At 64.5% G+C, this 16,112-nt stretch carries 17 protein-coding genes; 6 read left to right on the top strand and 11 right to left on the bottom strand.

The genetic code is table 11. The features are described from left to right. Positions 1–48 precede the first annotated feature (48 nt). The 9 genes from tatC to HYH07_RS33080 all read right to left on the bottom strand — a co-directional run bounded on the left by tatC (position 49) and on the right by HYH07_RS33080 (position 8,657). Positions 49–861: a twin-arginine translocase subunit TatC gene (tatC, locus tag HYH07_RS33120; protein ID WP_220006400.1), complete on the bottom strand. Its 813-nt coding sequence runs from the start codon at positions 859–861 to the stop codon at positions 49–51. After that, entirely contained in the window at positions 858–1,379 is a 522-nt protein-coding gene (tatB, locus tag HYH07_RS33115) for a Sec-independent protein translocase protein TatB (protein ID WP_220006399.1), read from the bottom strand. Before tatB ends, tatC begins: the two co-directional genes overlap by 4 nt. An 88-nt stretch (positions 1,380–1,467) precedes the next feature. Continuing rightward, positions 1,468–1,701 (bottom strand): twin-arginine translocase TatA/TatE family subunit, encoded by a 234-nt coding sequence (locus tag HYH07_RS33110; protein ID WP_027529733.1) that lies wholly within the window; start codon positions 1,699–1,701, stop codon positions 1,468–1,470. Between the two features lie 166 nt (positions 1,702–1,867). After that, positions 1,868–2,620 carry an SMC-Scp complex subunit ScpB gene (gene scpB / locus HYH07_RS33105; protein ID WP_220006398.1) on the bottom strand — a complete coding sequence of 251 codons (753 nt, stop codon included), beginning with the start codon at positions 2,618–2,620 and terminating at the stop codon, positions 1,868–1,870. 21 nt (positions 2,621–2,641) lie between these two features. After that, positions 2,642–3,481 carry a ScpA family protein gene (locus tag HYH07_RS33100; protein ID WP_220006397.1) on the bottom strand — a complete coding sequence of 280 codons (840 nt, stop codon included), beginning with the start codon at positions 3,479–3,481 and terminating at the stop codon, positions 2,642–2,644. Further along, on the bottom strand, positions 3,478–3,915 hold the full coding sequence (locus HYH07_RS33095; protein WP_220006396.1) for a hypothetical protein: 438 nt from the start codon (positions 3,913–3,915) through the stop codon (positions 3,478–3,480). Before HYH07_RS33095 ends, HYH07_RS33100 begins: the two co-directional genes overlap by 4 nt. Positions 3,916–3,960: 45 nt before the next feature. Continuing rightward, positions 3,961–5,508, bottom strand: a complete 1,548-nt coding sequence (locus HYH07_RS33090; RefSeq protein WP_220006395.1) for an SPOR domain-containing protein — start codon at positions 5,506–5,508, stop codon at positions 3,961–3,963. Between the two features lie 140 nt (positions 5,509–5,648). Next, the gene (argS, locus tag HYH07_RS33085; protein WP_220006394.1) at positions 5,649–7,439 is read right to left on the bottom strand and encodes an arginine--tRNA ligase; all 1,791 of its coding nucleotides are present in this window, start codon (positions 7,437–7,439) and stop codon (positions 5,649–5,651) included. 9 nt (positions 7,440–7,448) lie between these two features. Continuing rightward, positions 7,449–8,657, bottom strand: a complete 1,209-nt coding sequence (locus tag HYH07_RS33080) for a deoxyguanosinetriphosphate triphosphohydrolase (RefSeq protein WP_220006393.1) — start codon at positions 8,655–8,657, stop codon at positions 7,449–7,451. A 123-nt stretch (positions 8,658–8,780) separates the two neighbouring features. On the opposite strand from HYH07_RS33080, the gene erpA reads away from it, so the two are divergent. Then, positions 8,781–9,110: an iron-sulfur cluster insertion protein ErpA gene (gene erpA, locus HYH07_RS33075; protein ID WP_220006392.1), complete on the top strand. Its 330-nt coding sequence runs from the start codon at positions 8,781–8,783 to the stop codon at positions 9,108–9,110. Between the two features lie 301 nt (positions 9,111–9,411). Here erpA and HYH07_RS33070 read toward each other — a convergent pair whose 3' ends face one another. Together HYH07_RS33070 and HYH07_RS33065 are read right to left on the bottom strand one after the other, a co-directional pair. Continuing rightward, positions 9,412–9,834, bottom strand: coding sequence for a deaminase (locus HYH07_RS33070; protein ID WP_220006391.1), 423 nt, complete (start codon positions 9,832–9,834; stop codon positions 9,412–9,414). Between the two features lie 118 nt (positions 9,835–9,952). Then, entirely contained in the window at positions 9,953–10,876 is a 924-nt protein-coding gene (locus HYH07_RS33065; RefSeq protein WP_220006390.1) for a LysR family transcriptional regulator, read from the bottom strand. Positions 10,877–11,049: 173 nt separating this feature from the next. Here HYH07_RS33065 and HYH07_RS33060 point away from each other — a divergent pair, with 173 nt between their 5' ends. From HYH07_RS33060 to HYH07_RS33040, 5 genes are all read left to right on the top strand, one after another. Next, positions 11,050–12,084: an ABC transporter substrate-binding protein gene (locus HYH07_RS33060; protein ID WP_220006389.1), complete on the top strand. Its 1,035-nt coding sequence runs from the start codon at positions 11,050–11,052 to the stop codon at positions 12,082–12,084. Between the two features lie 16 nt (positions 12,085–12,100). Further along, positions 12,101–12,916 carry an ABC transporter ATP-binding protein gene (locus HYH07_RS33055; protein ID WP_057755803.1) on the top strand — a complete coding sequence of 272 codons (816 nt, stop codon included), beginning with the start codon at positions 12,101–12,103 and terminating at the stop codon, positions 12,914–12,916. Further along, positions 12,916–13,764 carry an ABC transporter permease gene (locus tag HYH07_RS33050; RefSeq protein WP_220006388.1) on the top strand — a complete coding sequence of 283 codons (849 nt, stop codon included), beginning with the start codon at positions 12,916–12,918 and terminating at the stop codon, positions 13,762–13,764. Before HYH07_RS33055 ends, HYH07_RS33050 begins: the two co-directional genes overlap by 1 nt. Before the next feature lie 25 nt (positions 13,765–13,789). After that, complete coding sequence (locus HYH07_RS33045) at positions 13,790–15,142, top strand: FAD-dependent oxidoreductase (protein ID WP_220006387.1); 1,353 nt, start codon at positions 13,790–13,792, stop codon at positions 15,140–15,142. Positions 15,143–15,153: 11 nt separating this feature from the next. Next, positions 15,154–16,112 (top strand): CaiB/BaiF CoA-transferase family protein (locus tag HYH07_RS33040; RefSeq protein WP_220006386.1); only part of this gene is annotated, 959 nt, incomplete at its 3' end.

Genomic DNA, 16,112 nt, shown 5'->3' with positions numbered 1-16,112 from the left:
CCGCGGCGTACTGGATTCCCCGCTTTCGCGGGGAATGACACAATCGCCCTACTCCGCCGGGTTGGCGCTCGACGAGGCGCCGGTGCCCGTGGTCGTCTGCGAGGCGGCCGCCTTCTTCTCCACCATCGACACCGAGATGATCGAGCCCTCGTAGAGCGCGAGCAGCGGAATCGCCAGCGAGCACTGACTGAGGATATCAGGCGGCGTCAGCACCGCCGCGATGATGAAAGCCAGCACGATGAAATAGCGCCGCTTCTCGCGCAGCATTTTCGAGGTGATGATGCCGATCCGTCCGAGCAACGTCAGGATCACCGGGAGCTGGAAGGCAATGCCGAAGGCGAAGATCAGCGACATCATCAGCGACAGATATTCGCCGACCTTGGGCAACAGCTGGATCTGCGCGGTCTCGGCGCCCCCCAACTGCTGCATGCCGAGCGAGAAGCGCACCAGCATCGGCAGCACGACGAAATAGACCAGCATCGCGCCCAGCACGAAGAAGAACGGGGTCGCGACCAGATAAGGCAGGAAGGCCTGCTTCTCGTGCTTGTAGAGGCCCGGCGCGACGAACTTGTAGATCTGCGTCGCAACAATCGGGAACGAGATGAAGCCGGCGCCGAACAGCGCGAGCTTGAGCTGGGTGATGAAATATTCCAGCAGCGCCGTATAGATGAACTTCGAGTTCTCGGCGCCTGCGACCCAAACGAACGGCCAGACCAGGACGTTGTAGATCTGCTTGGCGAAGAAGAAACAGAAAATGAAGGCCACGCCGAAGCCGAGCAGCGCCTTGATGAGCCGCGACCGCAGCTCGATCAGGTGGTCCATCAGCGGAGCTTTGCTGGCCTCGATATCGGCGTCGCTCATGACGCTTTGACGTCCTTGATTGCTTCGGGTGCGGCGTCCTGCGCAACCGGTGTCTGCTCGACCTCCTGGGTGACGGCGAGCGGCTCATTCGCAGCAGAATGTGCTTCCGCTTCCACGAAGGTTTCGGGCGATGGGGCTTCCGGCGTCGTCGGCGTCTCCGGCGCTTCACTTGAAGCCGCTGATGGTTCGACAGCAGCGGTCGTCGGCGGCTCGGCCGGCTTGTCGAGCGCATCGACGCGCAGCGCGTCGCTGACGTCCTTCTGCAGCGAGGTCATCAGCCCGCCGCCGGTGAAGCCGGAGGCCGCTTCCTTGACCTCGTCAAAGCTCTTCTTGAGGTCGGCCATCTCGGCCTCGCGCATCGCTTCCTGGAACTGGCCCTGGAATTCGGCCGCCATCTTGCGCGCCTTGCCCATCCATTGGCCGACCATGCGCAAAACGCCCGGCAGCTCTTTCGGGCCAATGGCGACCAGGGCCACGACCCCGATCAGAACCAGCTCACTCCAGCCGATGTCGAACATGACGTCTTCCGTTCACGCGAAATCACGATCGGCCCAATCCCTCACGCGCAGGATCGGGTCCGCTTCCCGCGTCTCGCGTGCTCCTGGCTCAGACGGCCTTGCTGCCAACGTCGGATCGCGCCGCGGTCGGAGCGGCATTGTGCTCGATGGACTTCGAGGGCTCCTGCTTCTCGGCGGGCTTGTCGTCGTCCTGCATGCCCTTCTTGAAGGCCTTGATGCCCTGCGCCACGTCGCCCATCAGATCCGAAATCTTGCCACGGCCAAACAGCAGCAGGACCACTGCGATCACCAAGATCCAGTGCCAAATGCTAAGTGAACCCATCCTGCAACCCTCCAAACGCACATGGCCGGGACCCGGCCGATCTTGACCGGAACGTAGGCTTCGCAAGGCCCAAAAACAAGCACCAAGGCAGCGCCAATTCGCTGTTGGCGCTACGTAATCTTGCTAGTGTTAACCCCTCGCAGGTGCCCCGTAGAAGGCCGGAGGATCACTCCTCGCCGCCCCCCTCATCGCTCTCATTGCCACCTTCCGGCGGCGTCTCCGGCTCGACCGCCGGCGCCAGGGACAGATCGAGCTCCTCGCCCGGTTCCAAGGGATCCTCGTCCTCACGCAGCGCCGGATCATCCGACGGCGTCGGTACGCTGAATCCGGTCGGCAGGCGCGAATCCAAGAGGCCTGTGCCCTTCAGCTCCTCCAGACCCGGCAGGTCGCCGAGCTGTTCCAGGGTGAACTGCGACAGGAAGTCCTCGGTGGTTCCGAAGGTCAGCGGACGGCCGGGCGTCTTGCGGCGGCCGCGCGGCTTGATCCAGCCGGTCTCCAGCAGCACGTCGAGCGTACCCTTGGAAGTGACCACCCCGCGGATCTCTTCGATCTCAGCGCGCGTCACCGGCTGGTGATAGGCGATGATCGCCAGCACCTCGATCGCGGCACGCGACAGGCGCTTGGTCTCGGTGCTCTCGCGCGTCATCAACCAAGCGAGATCGCCGGCGGTGCGGAAGGTCCATTTGCTGGCGACCCGCACGAGGTTGACGCCGCGCGAGGCATAGTCGGCCTGGAGCTGCTCCAGCGCAGCCTTGACGTCGACGCCCTCGGGCATCCGCTTGGCCAGGGTCGCGGTGTCCAGTGGTTCACTCGAGGCGAACAGCAGCGCTTCCAGCAGCCGCAATTCCTCGGGGCGTGCCTGGGCCTCATTCTCCATCGGCTCGGCCTCTTCTACCCGCACTTCAGCCAGGCTTGCCATGGCAGCTTCTCCTTCTTGCACTTAACCGACCGGGGCATCGGGCGCAGACGCTGCGTCCACGATTGGTTTCCCGCGCCCCTTTCGGAAATAGATGGGCGCAAACGCCTCTTTCTGGTTCAGCTCAAGCTGCCCCTCACGCACCAGCTCGAGTGCGGCGGCGAAGCTCGAGGCGAACACCGTCGCGCGCTGCGTCGGATCGGCGACATGACGGATCAGGAAATCGTCGAGCACGCCCCAATCGTCCTGCTCGGTGATGCTGCCGACCAGCCGCTCCAGCGTGGCCCGCGCTTCGGCGAGCGACCACACCGTGCGCTTGGCCAGATGCACGCTCGCCAGCACGCGCGACTGGCGCTGCGAGGCGTAGGCTGTGAGCAAATCGTACAGCGTCGCGGTGTATTTCGGATGCTTGATCTCGGCGATCTGCTCGGGCTCGCCGCGCGGGAAAACGTCACGCAGCAATTGCGCTCGGTTCATCAGACGGTTGGCGGCTTCGCGGATGGCTTCGAGACGGCGCAGACGGTTGGCAAGCGCGGTTGCCATTTGCTCGGCGCTCGGACCTTCCGCGCTCGGCGGTTCCGGCAGCAGCAGGCGCGACTTCAGGTAGGCGAGCCAGGCCGCCATCACCAGATAGTCGGCGGCGAGCTCGAGGCGGATCTTTCGCGCGGCTTCGATGAAGTGGAGGTACTGGTCCGCCAGCGCCAGGATCGAGATCTTGGCGAGGTCGACCTTCTGCTGCCGTGCCAGCGCGAGCAGCAGATCGAGCGGGCCTTCATACCCCTCGACGTCCACCACCAACGCCGGCTCGCCCTCGGCGAGCTCTGCGGGCCGGCCGGTTTCAAACGATAGAATTTCTGCGGTCATGCGGATGCCGTGTTTGCGGTCAATGCGTCCAGTTGCGCATTGTCGTTGCTGTGACGCGGCGCGCCGGCTGCCTGCATGGCGCGATTTGCCTCGCCAATGCGTCCCGCCAGCGTCTTCATGGGCACGTCATTACTCATTAACAAACCCTGGAACCCGATTGCGCTGCGAATCACCTGAGCAATCATTGTCGCAGAACTCGGCATTGGATGGACCGGCTTGGCGGCGCCATCCACGGGAATGCTGTGACCGGCGGGTCCGGCCGCAACCAGCTGTTCCGCGTTCAATTCCCTAATGCGGCCCGCGGCTTGAGTGGAAATCCCAAAGCCATGCCTGAAGGGAATCAAGTCCCACGAGCCTTCGGCACGGACAAATGCCCGCTCAGCGGCGGTCAGTTCCGGTCCGGATACGCCGGTAATGAAGGCCCGCGTGCTCATAGGGCCGATTAACCCTGCCCCTGGAGGGGGTCAAGGAAACGGCCGTTAATTCCTCTGGACGAAGCAGGACGGCAGGCCAGCCGATTTCAGATTGTTGCAGGCCTGCACCGCCTCATCAGCCGAGGCGTACGGTCCGGCGAAGGCACGGTAGACGATGCCCTTGCCTTTGTCGGTCAGGTCGACCCGCTTGATGACCGGAGAGCGGGAGCCCAGCACGCTGCCGTATTTGCTCTGGAGCACCCGGTAGGACGCGGCGGCGCTATCCTCGCTTTGTTGCGAAGAGACCTGCACGACATAGCCGCCGCCGCTGGGCGCGGGCGCGATTTGCGTCGGGTTGGTCGCAGCCACGCGCTGCGGTGGCTCGGCCGGGGCGGCTTGCGGAGCCAGCGACAGCGGCTGAGTGGCGCTGGCGTTGGCTGACGTCGGAGGGGTGCGCGGGGCGGCCGGCGCGGCGACCGGCTTCGGCGCAGCCGCCGACTTGGCGGGCGACGGTGCAGCGGCCTGCGGCGCGGTGGCGTCGGTTTGATCACCCTTCACAACGACGACCTTGACCGAGCGGGGCGCGCCGTTCGGCATCGTCCCGTTGCTCGGGACCACGCCGGCGCTCGGTGGCGGAACGGTCGATGGCGACACGCTCGCGACCGACGGCGGGTTGGCATTCTGGTTCAGCGCCGGAAACACCACGCGGGGACCGGCCGCCTTGGCATTGACGTCGACAGGCGCTTCCTCGCGCGGCACGATCTTCTCGCTGCCGTCGCCGCTCACCATGCGATCCGGCACCTTGGCCGAGGAGTCCGAGGGTGCCGGCACGATCTTGGTCGGCGTGTTATCGGCCTTGATGATCGGCGGCTCGCCGCTGCGGGGCGAGCCGATATAGGTCTTGTAGGCGAAAGCAGCGCCAGTTCCGACCACGGCGAGTGCGAGGATCGCCGCAACGGTCATCATGCCGCCGCGCGATTTCCTGGGCTCATCGAGATCAGCCTCGGGATAGTCGCTCTGGAATGCGTAGGGATCATCAGGATAGGCGGGCTCGCGCTGAAAATCCTGCTCGCCCGATTCGAGCCGCCCGTAGAGAGCGTCGTCGTAGCGCGCCGGATCAGGCTGCTCGTAGGGCCCTTCATAGGTTTGATGCTGGGCCGGCTCCTGACGGTAGGCTTGCTCATGGTAAGCCTGATCCTGATAGGACTGCTGCGGCTGATGAAACTGCGGCTCGGGCGCGGCTGGATGGGCCGAATAGCGATGCAGCGGATGAATCGGATTCACGGCAACAGGATGGTCGGGCTCGGGCGCCGGCTGCGGTTGCACATTGGCGCGGCGCATCCATGAGGGCGGCCCAGACTGAGCCGGCGGCGCGGGCTCGGCATGGTCCTGCTGATAATCGTCCTGCTGGTAATCGTCGTCCTGATAGCTCTGCGTCGGCGCAGGTGCGGCTGCCGGCCGCGCACCCGGACGGCCCTGCGCTGCGAACGGATCGGTCTGCCCGATCAGGCGCGCAAGCTCGGCCAAGGGATCGCTGTCCGCTTTCCCATGCTGATCGGCGCCGCGACCATAGTCATCGGAAGGAAACGGTCTGTCGTGATATCGATCGGCCATCGTGATGATGCGTCCCTTCGGGAAAGCTGCGCGCCCCTCGACCAAGGCGCAGCTTTCGACCCACAAGGCTTTCAACCAAGTCTAAGCGATCCGGCTTCTGCCGGTACCCCCAATATTTCCCTTAAGTAGTTCGCCCCAAACTACCGCATCTCGTCCGGAGCATGGACGCCGAGGATGGCGAGGCCCGATGCCAGGACAGAGACGACGCCCTGGACCATGGCCAGTCGCGCCTTTGTAAGATCTGCATCATTATTGATAATGAAGCGTAAATAGGGCAAATCCCGCCCTTTCGTCCAAAGTGCGTGAAATTCGCTCGCTAAGTCATAGAGATAAAAGGCAATACGGTGCGGCTCGTGGGCCGCGGCGGCAGCTTCCAGCATCCGCGGATAAATTGCGAGGCGCTTAAGAAGATCGAGCTCGACGGGGTCGGACAGCCGTTCGACGGCCGACTCACTGAGCCAGGCAATGCGCTTGTCGGTATCCTCTGGCAGGTCCGGGAACAGCTCCGCCCGGGCGTTGCGGAAGATCGAGTGGCCGCGGGCGTGGCCGTACTGCACGTAGAACACCGGGTTGTCGCGCGACTGTTCCATGACCTTGGCGAGGTCGAAGTCGAGCACCGCGTCGTTCTTGCGGTAGAGCATCATGAAGCGGACGGCGTCCTGGCCGACTTCATCCACCACCTCACGCAAGGTGACGAAGTCCCCGCTCCGCTTGGACATTTTCACCGGCTCGCCGTTGCGCAGCAACTTCACGAGCTGGACGATCTTGACGTCGAGCGATCCCTTGCCCGACGTCGTCGCCCTCACCGCCGCCTGCATGCGCTTGATGTAGCCGCCGTGATCGGCGCCCCAGACGTCGATCATCTCCGCAAAACCACGGTCGAACTTGTTCTTGTGGTAGGCGATGTCGGAGGCGAAGTAGGTGTAGGAATTGTCCGACTTGATCAGCGGCCGATCGACGTCGTCGCCATAGGCGGTCGCCTTGAACAGCAACTGCTCGCGGTCTTCCCAATCCTCGACCGGCGCGCCCTTCGGCGGCGGCAGGCGGCCCTCATAGATGTCGCCCTTGGCCTTCAGGAAATCGATGGTCTGGGCAACCTTGTTGTTGCCCGTCTCGATCAGGGAGCGCTCCGAGAAGAACACGTCGTGGCGGATGTTGAGGGCGGCGAGATCGTCCTTGATCTCGTCCATCATCATCGCGATCGCCTTGGCCCGCACCGTCGGCAGCCACTCGGTTTCGCTCTTCGCGAGCAGCTTGTCGCCGTGTTCCTTCGCGAGCGCAGCGCCCACAGGCTTTAGATAGTCGCCGGGATAGAGCCCTTCCGGGATCGCCCCGATGTCCTCGCCGAGCGCCTCGCGGTACCGGAGAAACGCAGAGCGTGCGAGCACGTCGACCTGGGCGCCGGCGTCGTTGATGTAATATTCGCGGGTGACGTCGTGGCCGCCGAACTGGAGCAGGCTCGCCAGCGCATCGCCGAACACGGCGCCGCGGCAATGGCCGACATGCATCGGTCCGGTTGGATTGGCCGAAACGTATTCGACGTTGACTTTGGAGCCGCCGCGGACGCGGCCGTAGTCAGCCCCCTCGCGCAGCACCGTGCGCAGCGCCTCGGCCCAGGCAGAGGGCTTGAGGGTCAGATTGATGAAGCCGGGACCGGCGACATCGACCCTGGCGATCAGCGCGTCAGCGCGGAGCTTCCCGGCGATCTGCTCGGCGAGGTCACGCGGCTTTGCCTTTGCCTCTTTCGCAAGCACCATCGCAGCGTTGGTCGCCATATCGCCGTGGGAGGCATCGCGCGGCGGCTCGACCACCACGCGCGAAAGATCGATGCCCTCGGGCCAGTTGGCTTCCGCCGCGAGCGCGCGGCAGGCGGCGTGCACGCGTGCGAGCACGTCGGCGAACAGATGCGGGCTTGAGGATGTGTCGGGCATGGCCGCCGCCTAACGCAAATCCGGGGTCGAGTCAAAGAGCCGCTGGTGCTCGGTCAGGGCGAAACGGTCGGTCATTCCGGCAATGAAATTGCCGATCCGCCGGGCCCGTTCGCCCTCGTCGTCCGCGTCTGCCCCGACCAGCCATTCCGGCGGCAGGTCGGCCGGCGATTTCAGATACTTCGCGAACAGGTCGAACAGGATCTGTTCGGCCTCCCCCATTACCCGCACCACCCGGTTGTGGCGGTACATGTGCCCATAGAGGAAGCTCTTGATGGCAGCCTCCTCCTCAGCCACGTCGGGCGGGAACGTGATCAGCGCCCGGCCCTGCTGGCGGACGTCCTGGGCCGACTGGGGGCGGACAGCGGCAATGTTCTTTTGCGCCTGCGCGAACACCGCGCCGATCAGGTGCGAGATCAGCTCGCGCACCAGTTCGGCCCCGCGCCTGACCTCTTCGAGATCGGGGTAGTGCGCCGAGGTCTCGGCGATGATCTCGGCCGTGAGCGGCATGACCCTGAGGTCGTCGAGATGGAACAGGCCGGCGCGCAGGCCGTCGTCGATGTCGTGGGCGTCGTAGGCGATGTCGTCGGCAATCGCGGCGACCTGGGCTTCGAGCGAAGCAAAGCTCCAGAGCTCGAGGTCGTAGGTCTTGACGTAGTCGGCGATGCCGACGGGAATGCCATGCTCGCGATAGCGGCCGATGGGCGCGCCGCTGCGATCGGTCAGCGGGCCGTTGTGCTTGACGATGCCCTCGAGCGATTCCCAGGTCAGGTTCAGCCCGTCGAATTCAGGGTAGCGGTGCTCCAGCGTGCCGACGACGCGGAGCGCCTGGGCATTGTGGTCGAAGCCGCCATAGTCCTTCAGGCAGGCATCCAGCGCCCGCTCGCCGGCATGGCCGAACGGCGGATGGCCGAGATCATGGGCGAGCGCCAGGGTTTCGGTGAGGTCCTCGTCCAGCCCGAGCTGCCGCGCCAGCGCACGGGCGATCTGGGCCACCTCCAGCGAATGGGTCAGCCGGGTCCGGTAATGGTCGCCCTCATGGAACACGAACACCTGGGTCTTGTACTTCAGGCGCCGGAACGCGGTCGAATGGATCACCCGGTCGCAATCCCGCCGGAACGGGCTGCGGGTCCGGCTCGGCGGCTCGGCGACCAGCCGGCCGCGGCTGCGATCGGGGTCGCAGGCATAGGGCGCGCGGGGGGCTGCCATTCCGACGGACACGGCGAATTTAGTCCCTATCCATTTGATTCTGCGTATGGTGGCACTTAACTATGTCGGACGCGGGATACCAAATGAATTGGGCAAGTGAACCTGGTATGACCGCGGGCCTATCGGAGACATGCAATGACGACTGCCGTGACCATCAGTGACCGCGCCGCCCGCCGGATCGGGGAGATCCTCAAGGGCGAAGGCACAGGCGCGATGCTGCGCATTTCGGTCGAAGGCGGCGGCTGCTCCGGCTTCCAGTACAAGTTCGACATCGACCGCGACCGCACCGACGACGATCTCGTCATCCAGCAGGACAACGCGGTGGTGCTGGTCGATTCCGCCTCGCAGCCCTTCCTGGCGGGCTCGCAGGTCGACTTCGTCGATGACCTGATCGGCGCCTCCTTCCGCGTCAACAATCCCAACGCGACGGCATCCTGCGGCTGCGGCACCAGCTTCTCGATCTAGCGCAACGCAAATCTCGAAAACAACCCCATGCACAGTAGCCGGGGACGGCGGGACCGCGCGTTTCGGCTTTTGCGAAAATAACTTGCAGCGTCGGGCAAAACAGGGGTAAGATGTCATCATCGCGAGGTGCCCAAAAGGGAAGCTCTACGGGACTCCGCTAAGATCCCCCATTCTCCACGACATCCTCGCATTCATGGCGACAATCTCTCCAACGCTCGCCAAACGCAACAATATTACGAACCATATTCAGCAGCGACAGGATCAATCATGCCCCTCACACCGGGCCTGATGACGCGGCCTCTCACGCGCCGCTGCCGGCGTCGACCACACGAATTTCCACGCCGCCCTCCTCAAGGATGATCTGCGAGCGCTCGAACGAAGCGCCCCAGACCGGATCGTCGAAGGCGGGGGCCGGCGTGTCGAGGCAGACGATGCCCGCATCGACGATGGCGCGCGCGCAATCGATGCACGGAAAAAACGTCGACGTGATATGAGCACCGGCCGTCGCCACCCCCGCCCTGGCGGCGTTGAAGATGGCGTGGCGCTCGGCGTGCTCCATCCACACAAAGCGGCCGTCGCCCTCGTGGCGCTCGTCGAGATCGCGCACCCCTGGTGGAAACGTGTTGCAGCTCGCGATTTCGGTACCGTCTTGCGCAACCAGCACGGCGCCGACCTTGCGTATGCGGTTGGGGCTATCGGTTGCAGCACGAACCGCCGACGGCATGTAGGCACCCAGGGGCACCGGGCGATGGCGAGATGGGGACTCGTGAGCCAAAGCGATCTCCTGATCGAAGGACTGATGATGAGCAGGCTGGAATGGGAATACGAAACATTGGACTCTGCTACCGCCGCGGAATTGCGCGAAAATCCTGCTCCAGCAGATTGAATTCCCGCTTCAGTTCGTCGGCGACGACGCTGATGTGATGAGCGCCGGCGCGGATCCGGTGCACGAACAAGCCGATTTCGCTCGCCGCAAGGCCCGCTTCCGAGAGGGGCACATGAACCAGCTCGCCGCGGGCAATCTCGTCGACAAAGCCGGCCGGAGTAAAGAAGCCGATGCCGAGCCCGGCCTTCATCGTCTCTTTCATGAGGATGAGCGAGTTGGAGGTGATGCGCGGCGAAAACTGGGCGCCGCTGTGAATGAATTCGGCCTCCGATGCGGCGTCGAGCTGCCACGCATCGGCGAGCATGACGACCGGATAGGCGGCGCACTCGGTGAGAGTCACATGCTTGCGGTCCGCCAGCGGGTGGTCGGCGCACATGAGGGCTCCGAGCACCGTGTGCAGGCGGGCCGCGATGTCGTAGTGGCGATAGCGCTTGTCGATGAAATGCAGCGCGATATCGGGCCTCGCGGCACGCATCTCCTCGCCGTGCTCGGCGGGATCGGCGTCGATGACGCGAAACGAGATATTGGGGTGGCGGGCAGCGATCGTCCTGATCGCTCTGGGCACGACCCGCACCAGAAGTGAGGGGATCGCCGTGATCCGGACCTCGCCCCTGATATCGCCGGCAATGGAGGCGATCTCCAGCCGGGTGCGACGCCATTCGGCGAGGGTGCTGCGCGTGTGGCGCAGCAACTGTTCTCCAGCCGGTGTCAGCCGTACCCCGTTGCCCCGGCGCTCGAAAATCGCGACGCCGATTTCGGCCTCGAGCTTGAGAATCTGGCGGTTGACCGCGGACGAGGCGACATTGAGCTGTTCGGCCGCGCGGCGGATCGAGCCGACCTTGGCGACCTGGTCCAGATAGCGCAGAACAACGGCGTGCATGGCGCAATTCAAGCCCGGGTTAGAGTGCTGCCGAAAAGGCATCACCTATCACGAAACTCTATCCTTCCCAACAGCGCCCGGCCTCCACTAGCCTTTCGTTGCGCCCGGAGGTGGGCGTGACCCGGTGCCGGAGGTGAGCAGGTTTTCGGCGCCTGGCAAAGGGAGGCATGATCATGGCGAACGGGATCATCGGGACGCGGCGAAGCTTGCTTAGGAGCGGAGCCGCACTCGCGGTCGGCGCGGCATTGTTCCCGATCACCAGTCGGCGCAGCCGGGCTGCGAGCTTGCAGACCATCAACATGCAACTTGGCTGGATCACCGGCGGCAACCAGATCGGCGAGGTGGTCGCCAAACGGCTCGGCTATTTCGAGCAGGAAAACATCAACTTCGCAATCCAGCCCGGCGGCCCCAATATCGATGGCGTCGCGATCGTGGCTTCGGGGCGGTACGAGATTGGTCAGCTTTCGTCGAGTCCTTCGCTGATGCTGGCCGCCTCGCAGGGCATTCCGGTCACCTGCTTTGCTGTCGGCGCCCAGGAGCATCCCTACGCCTTCTTCTCGCTGCCCAAGACGCCAATCCGCAAGCCGCAGGACATGATCGGCCGCAAGGTCGGGGTACAGGCGACGGGGCAAGTTCTGCTCACGGCGCTGCTGCGCCGGAACGGTATCCCGGAAGACAAGGTGCAGAAAGTGATCGTCGGCTCCGACATGACGCCGCTGCTCACCGGGCAGGTCGACGCCATCACCGGATGGCGCACCAACACGACGGCGCTCAAGGTGCTCGGGCCCGAAATTATCACGATGCGACTGTGGGACAACGGCGTCAGGCTCTATGCGCTGCCTTACTACACGACGACGGACTTCCTGAAGGCGAAGCCGGACGTGCTTGCCGGCTTCTTGCGTGCCGCTGGCCGTGGCTGGGCCTACGCCAAGGCCAATCCCGAAAAGGCGGTCGATCTTCTCGTTCAGGAGTATCCGAATCTCGTGAGGGCGGACGAACTGGAAGCTCTCCCGATCATGTTGAACGTCGAGTTCACGGAGCGGACCAAGACTTTCGCTTGGGGCAGTTTCGATCCCGCCGTCTGGCAGGAGCAAATCGATTTGCACGACGAGCTCAAGCAGTTTGCTGCCGGCAAGCCCAAGCTCGAGCAAGTCATGACCACCAGGATTCTGGATATGACCGCCAACGACCGCCCCAAGATCGGCTGAAAGATCGGCTGAAACCATGAGCATCATGTCGCAAACGACCGTCCTGGACCGTACACCGGTTCGGGATGAGAGCCTGGCTGTCCGCCTTCAAGATGTCACGGTGCGTTTCCCGACCGAGCGCGGCGTTGTCACGGCGCTGGAGCGGGTGAGTTTGACCATTCCGAGCGGCGGCTTCCTGACGCTGCTCGGCCCGTCGGGCTGCGGGAAGTCGACGCTGCTCCGGGTCGTCTCCGATCTGATCCCGGCGACCTCGGGCCAGGTCGAGGTGCTTGGCACCACGGCCGCCGCCGCGCGGGCGCGGCGCGACATCGGCTTCGTTTTCCAGGACGCTTCGCTGCTGGCCTGGCGTACGGCGCTCGAGAATGTGCAGTTGCCGCTGGAAGTCGGCGGTCGGAGCAAGCGAGGCGGCGCGCGCGACGCGCGCGAATTGCTGGCGCTGGTCGGCCTCACGGGCTGGGAGAATGCCTATCCACACGAGCTGTCCGGCGGCATGCGTCAGCGTGTCGCGATCGCGCGGGCGCTGATCAACGATCCCAAGCTGCTTTTGATGGACGAGCCGTTCGGTGCGCTCGACGAAATCAAGCGCGACCGGCTGAACGAGGAATTGCTGCGGGTCTGGGAGGAAACCGGCGCGACCATCCTGTTCGTCACCCATTCGATCTACGAGGCCGCCTTTCTCGGCCAGCAGGTGATGCTGATGGCCGCACGTCCCGGGCGGGTTCGCGAGATCGTCCCCGTCGATCTGCCGAGCCCGCGCCGCGTCGCCTTGCGCGAGACGCCGCAGTTCATCGCGCTTGCTGCACACCTGCGAACCGTTCTGGAGGCTTGCTGATGAGCATGCCGGCCTTGTCGTCTCACGACGCCAGCGAAATCACCTCCGCCGATGCCGAAGCACAGGCCGGCTTCGCCGCCGCAGCCCGCCTCGCCGCCTGGCGACGCCGCCTGCTCCCGCTGGCAGCAGTCATTGCCCTGCTCGTCCTTTGGGAGCTCGGCGTGATGATTTTCAAGATCCGGCCGTTTATCGCGCCCGCGCCGACCGCGGTGGCGATGACGCTCTATGGCAAGTTCGGCATGCTGCTCGGCAATCTCTTGCCGACGGCGATCGAAGCGGTCGCCGGCTTCCTGATCGGCAATAGCGCCGCGATCCTGCTCGCGACGATTTTCGTCTATCAGCGGACCGCCGAAGAGGCGCTGTTTCCGATCGCGGTGATGTTCCACACCATTCCGGTGATGGCTTATGCGCCGATCCTGGTGCTGCTGCTCGGCAACGGCCTCGAAGCCAAGGTGGCGATTGCCGCACTGATTTGCTTCTTTCCGACGCTGGTCAACATGACACGCGGCTTGCGTTCGGTCAGCTCGCAACAGATGGAGCTGATGCGCATCCTGTCGGCCACGCCGAGCGAGATCTTCTTCAAGCTGCGGCTCAAGAGCTCTTTGCCGTATCTGTTTTCGGCGCTCAAGATCGCGTCCGCAACCTCGGTGATCGGCGCGATCGTCGGCGAGTGGATCGGCGCGACCACGGGCATCGGCGCGCTGATCATTCAGGCGACCTACAATTTCGACTCGCCGCTGCTGTACGCCACCATCGTGGTCGGCTCGGCGTTTTCCGCGGCGTTTTTCGCTGTGATCTCCTGGCTGGAGCGCCACTTCCTGAAATGGAACGTGGCGCAGACCGCTTGAACCCGAGCCCTTCGAGGAGCCTCCTATGACAAATCCTGACCGGATCATCGAGCCTGCGGCTGAAATTCCCGTCGTGCGCCGCGCCGATCTCGTGGTGGTTGGCGGCGGGCCTGCGGGCATCGCAGCAGCGGTCGCCGGCGCCCGCAACGGCCTCTCGGTGACATTGATCGAACGCTATGCCTATCTCGGCGGCCTCGCCTCGGGCGGCATGGTGCTGGTACTCGATGACATGTGCAACGGCGAAGAGATCAGTGTTCGCGGGATTTGCAGCGAAATGATCGAGCGCATGGAGCATATGGGTCTGTGCGTGGTGCCGCCGGAGGCCGAACGCCGCTCCAGCGCGGAGCTGTGGCGCAAATGGTCGCGGTGGGGCGTGTTCGATTTTCACTCCCATACCAAGCCGCAGCCAATCTGCTACGCTGCCGCGTTCGATCCGGACGGCTACAAGCGCGCGGCGAACGCGATGATCAGCGAGGCGAAGGTCGACTTGCGGCTGCACAGCTGGTTCTCGCGGGCGATTGTCGAAGACGGTCGCATCACCGGCGTCATCTGCGACACCAAGAGCGGGCGACAGGCCATCATGGGAAGCGCCGTGATCGACGCCAGCGGCGATCTCGATGTCGCCGCCTCCGCCGGCGCGCCGTTCAGCCACGGCTCCTACATCATGACCACCGTGTTCCGCCTCGGCGGCGTCGATGTCGAAGCCGCCGAACGCTTCGAATACGAAGAGCCGGAGGCGTTCGGCGCCATCGACCGCGAAGCCAAGAAGATCATGGGTGGGTCCTGGGCCAAGTGGTGGTTGAAGACGCCGCTGCCTGATATCGTCTGGTGCAACTGCCCGCATATGACCGGCTTCGACGGTATCACGGTCGAGGATTTGACCCGGGCCGATTTCGAAGGGCGCGAGCGCATCGCCGCGCTGGTCGAATTTGTCCGCGCCAGGCTGCCGGGCTTCGAGAAGTGCTTCGTGGTCGACGTCGCGCCGCAGATCGGCGTGCGCCAGACCCGACTGCTCGACGGCGTCTACGTGATGAGCAAGGACGATGTAATGCATCGGCGCCATTTCGCCGACAGCATCGCGCGCGGCCGCGACTATTACTACCCGTATCGCACGCTGCTGCCGCGAAACGTCGGCCAGTTGCTGGTCGCCGGCCGGCACTATTCCGCGACCTCGTCGGCGCAACGCACCTCGCGCGAAATTCCGCCGTGCATGGCGATGGGCGAAGCGGCCGGCGTGGCCGCCGCGCTCGCCATCGATGCCAACGTTGCGGTCGATCGTGTCGATATCAGGAAGGTTCAGGCGCGATTGCGGGCGCAGGGAGCCGATCCGGGCGACCAGCCCGCCGCCAACGCGCTCGTGACCGTTGCCGCAGAATAGGAACATCAGGAATGGATAGCTCTTCCGCGCAGCCGCTGTCGGGCGTGCGTGTCATCGATTTCACCCAGGTGATGCTGGGGCCGAGCGCGACGCAGGTGCTTGCCGATTACGGCGCCGACGTGATCAAGATCGAACGGCCGGGAGCCGGCGATTTGTCGCGTTCCTCGATTCCCGACGATCCCGACGGTCTCGACAATCCGGTGTTTCGCAGCCTCAATCGCAACAAGCGCTCGATCGCGCTCGATCTGCGCAAGGCGGAAGGCAGAGAGATCATCTATGATCTCGTCCGCACCGCCGACGTGGTGGTGAACAACTTCCGCGCAGGCGTCATGGAACGCATGGGCTTCGGCTACGAGCAGCTGTCCAGGATCAACCCGCGGATCATTTGCGCATTCGGCTCCGGCTTCGGCCAGGCCGGGCCGTTGTCCCACAAGGGCGGCCAGGACATTCTCGCACAGGCGCTGTCCGGTGTGATGCGTCGCAAGTGCAATGACGACGAGCCGCTCACGGTCTACGCGACGGCGCTGTGCGACTACACCGCCGGCATGCATCTGGTGCAGGCGATCCTGCTCGCCCTTCTGCAGCGCGAGAAAACCGGCCGAGGGCAGCAGGTCGCGGTCTCGTTGTTCGAGTCGATGCTGGCCATGCAAATGCAGGAAGCCGCGATGTGGCTGCAGCGTGGCAAGGACCTCAGCTGGGGATCGTATCCCCTCACCGGTTGCTTTGCGACCACCGACGGCGCCGTCGTTCTGGTCGGCGCCTTCAAGGCCAACCCGCTGCAGGATATCTGCAAGGCGCTGGAACTGCCCGATCTCTCGGCCGATCCGCGTTACGCAACGTTCCAGGGCCAGGTCGAGCACAAGGCCGAGCTGCAGGGCAAATTCCGCGAACGCTTTGCGTCGAACACGACCGCCTATTGGCTGGCGCGGCTCGACGAGCAGGATTTGTTGTGCTCGCCCGTGCTGACGCT

This window comes from Bradyrhizobium sp. BR 10261 (assembly GCF_019455395.1).
GTDB classification, from domain to species: domain Bacteria; phylum Pseudomonadota; class Alphaproteobacteria; order Rhizobiales; family Xanthobacteraceae; genus Bradyrhizobium; species Bradyrhizobium manausense.
This window is presented reverse-complemented; position numbering and strand designations above follow the sequence as displayed.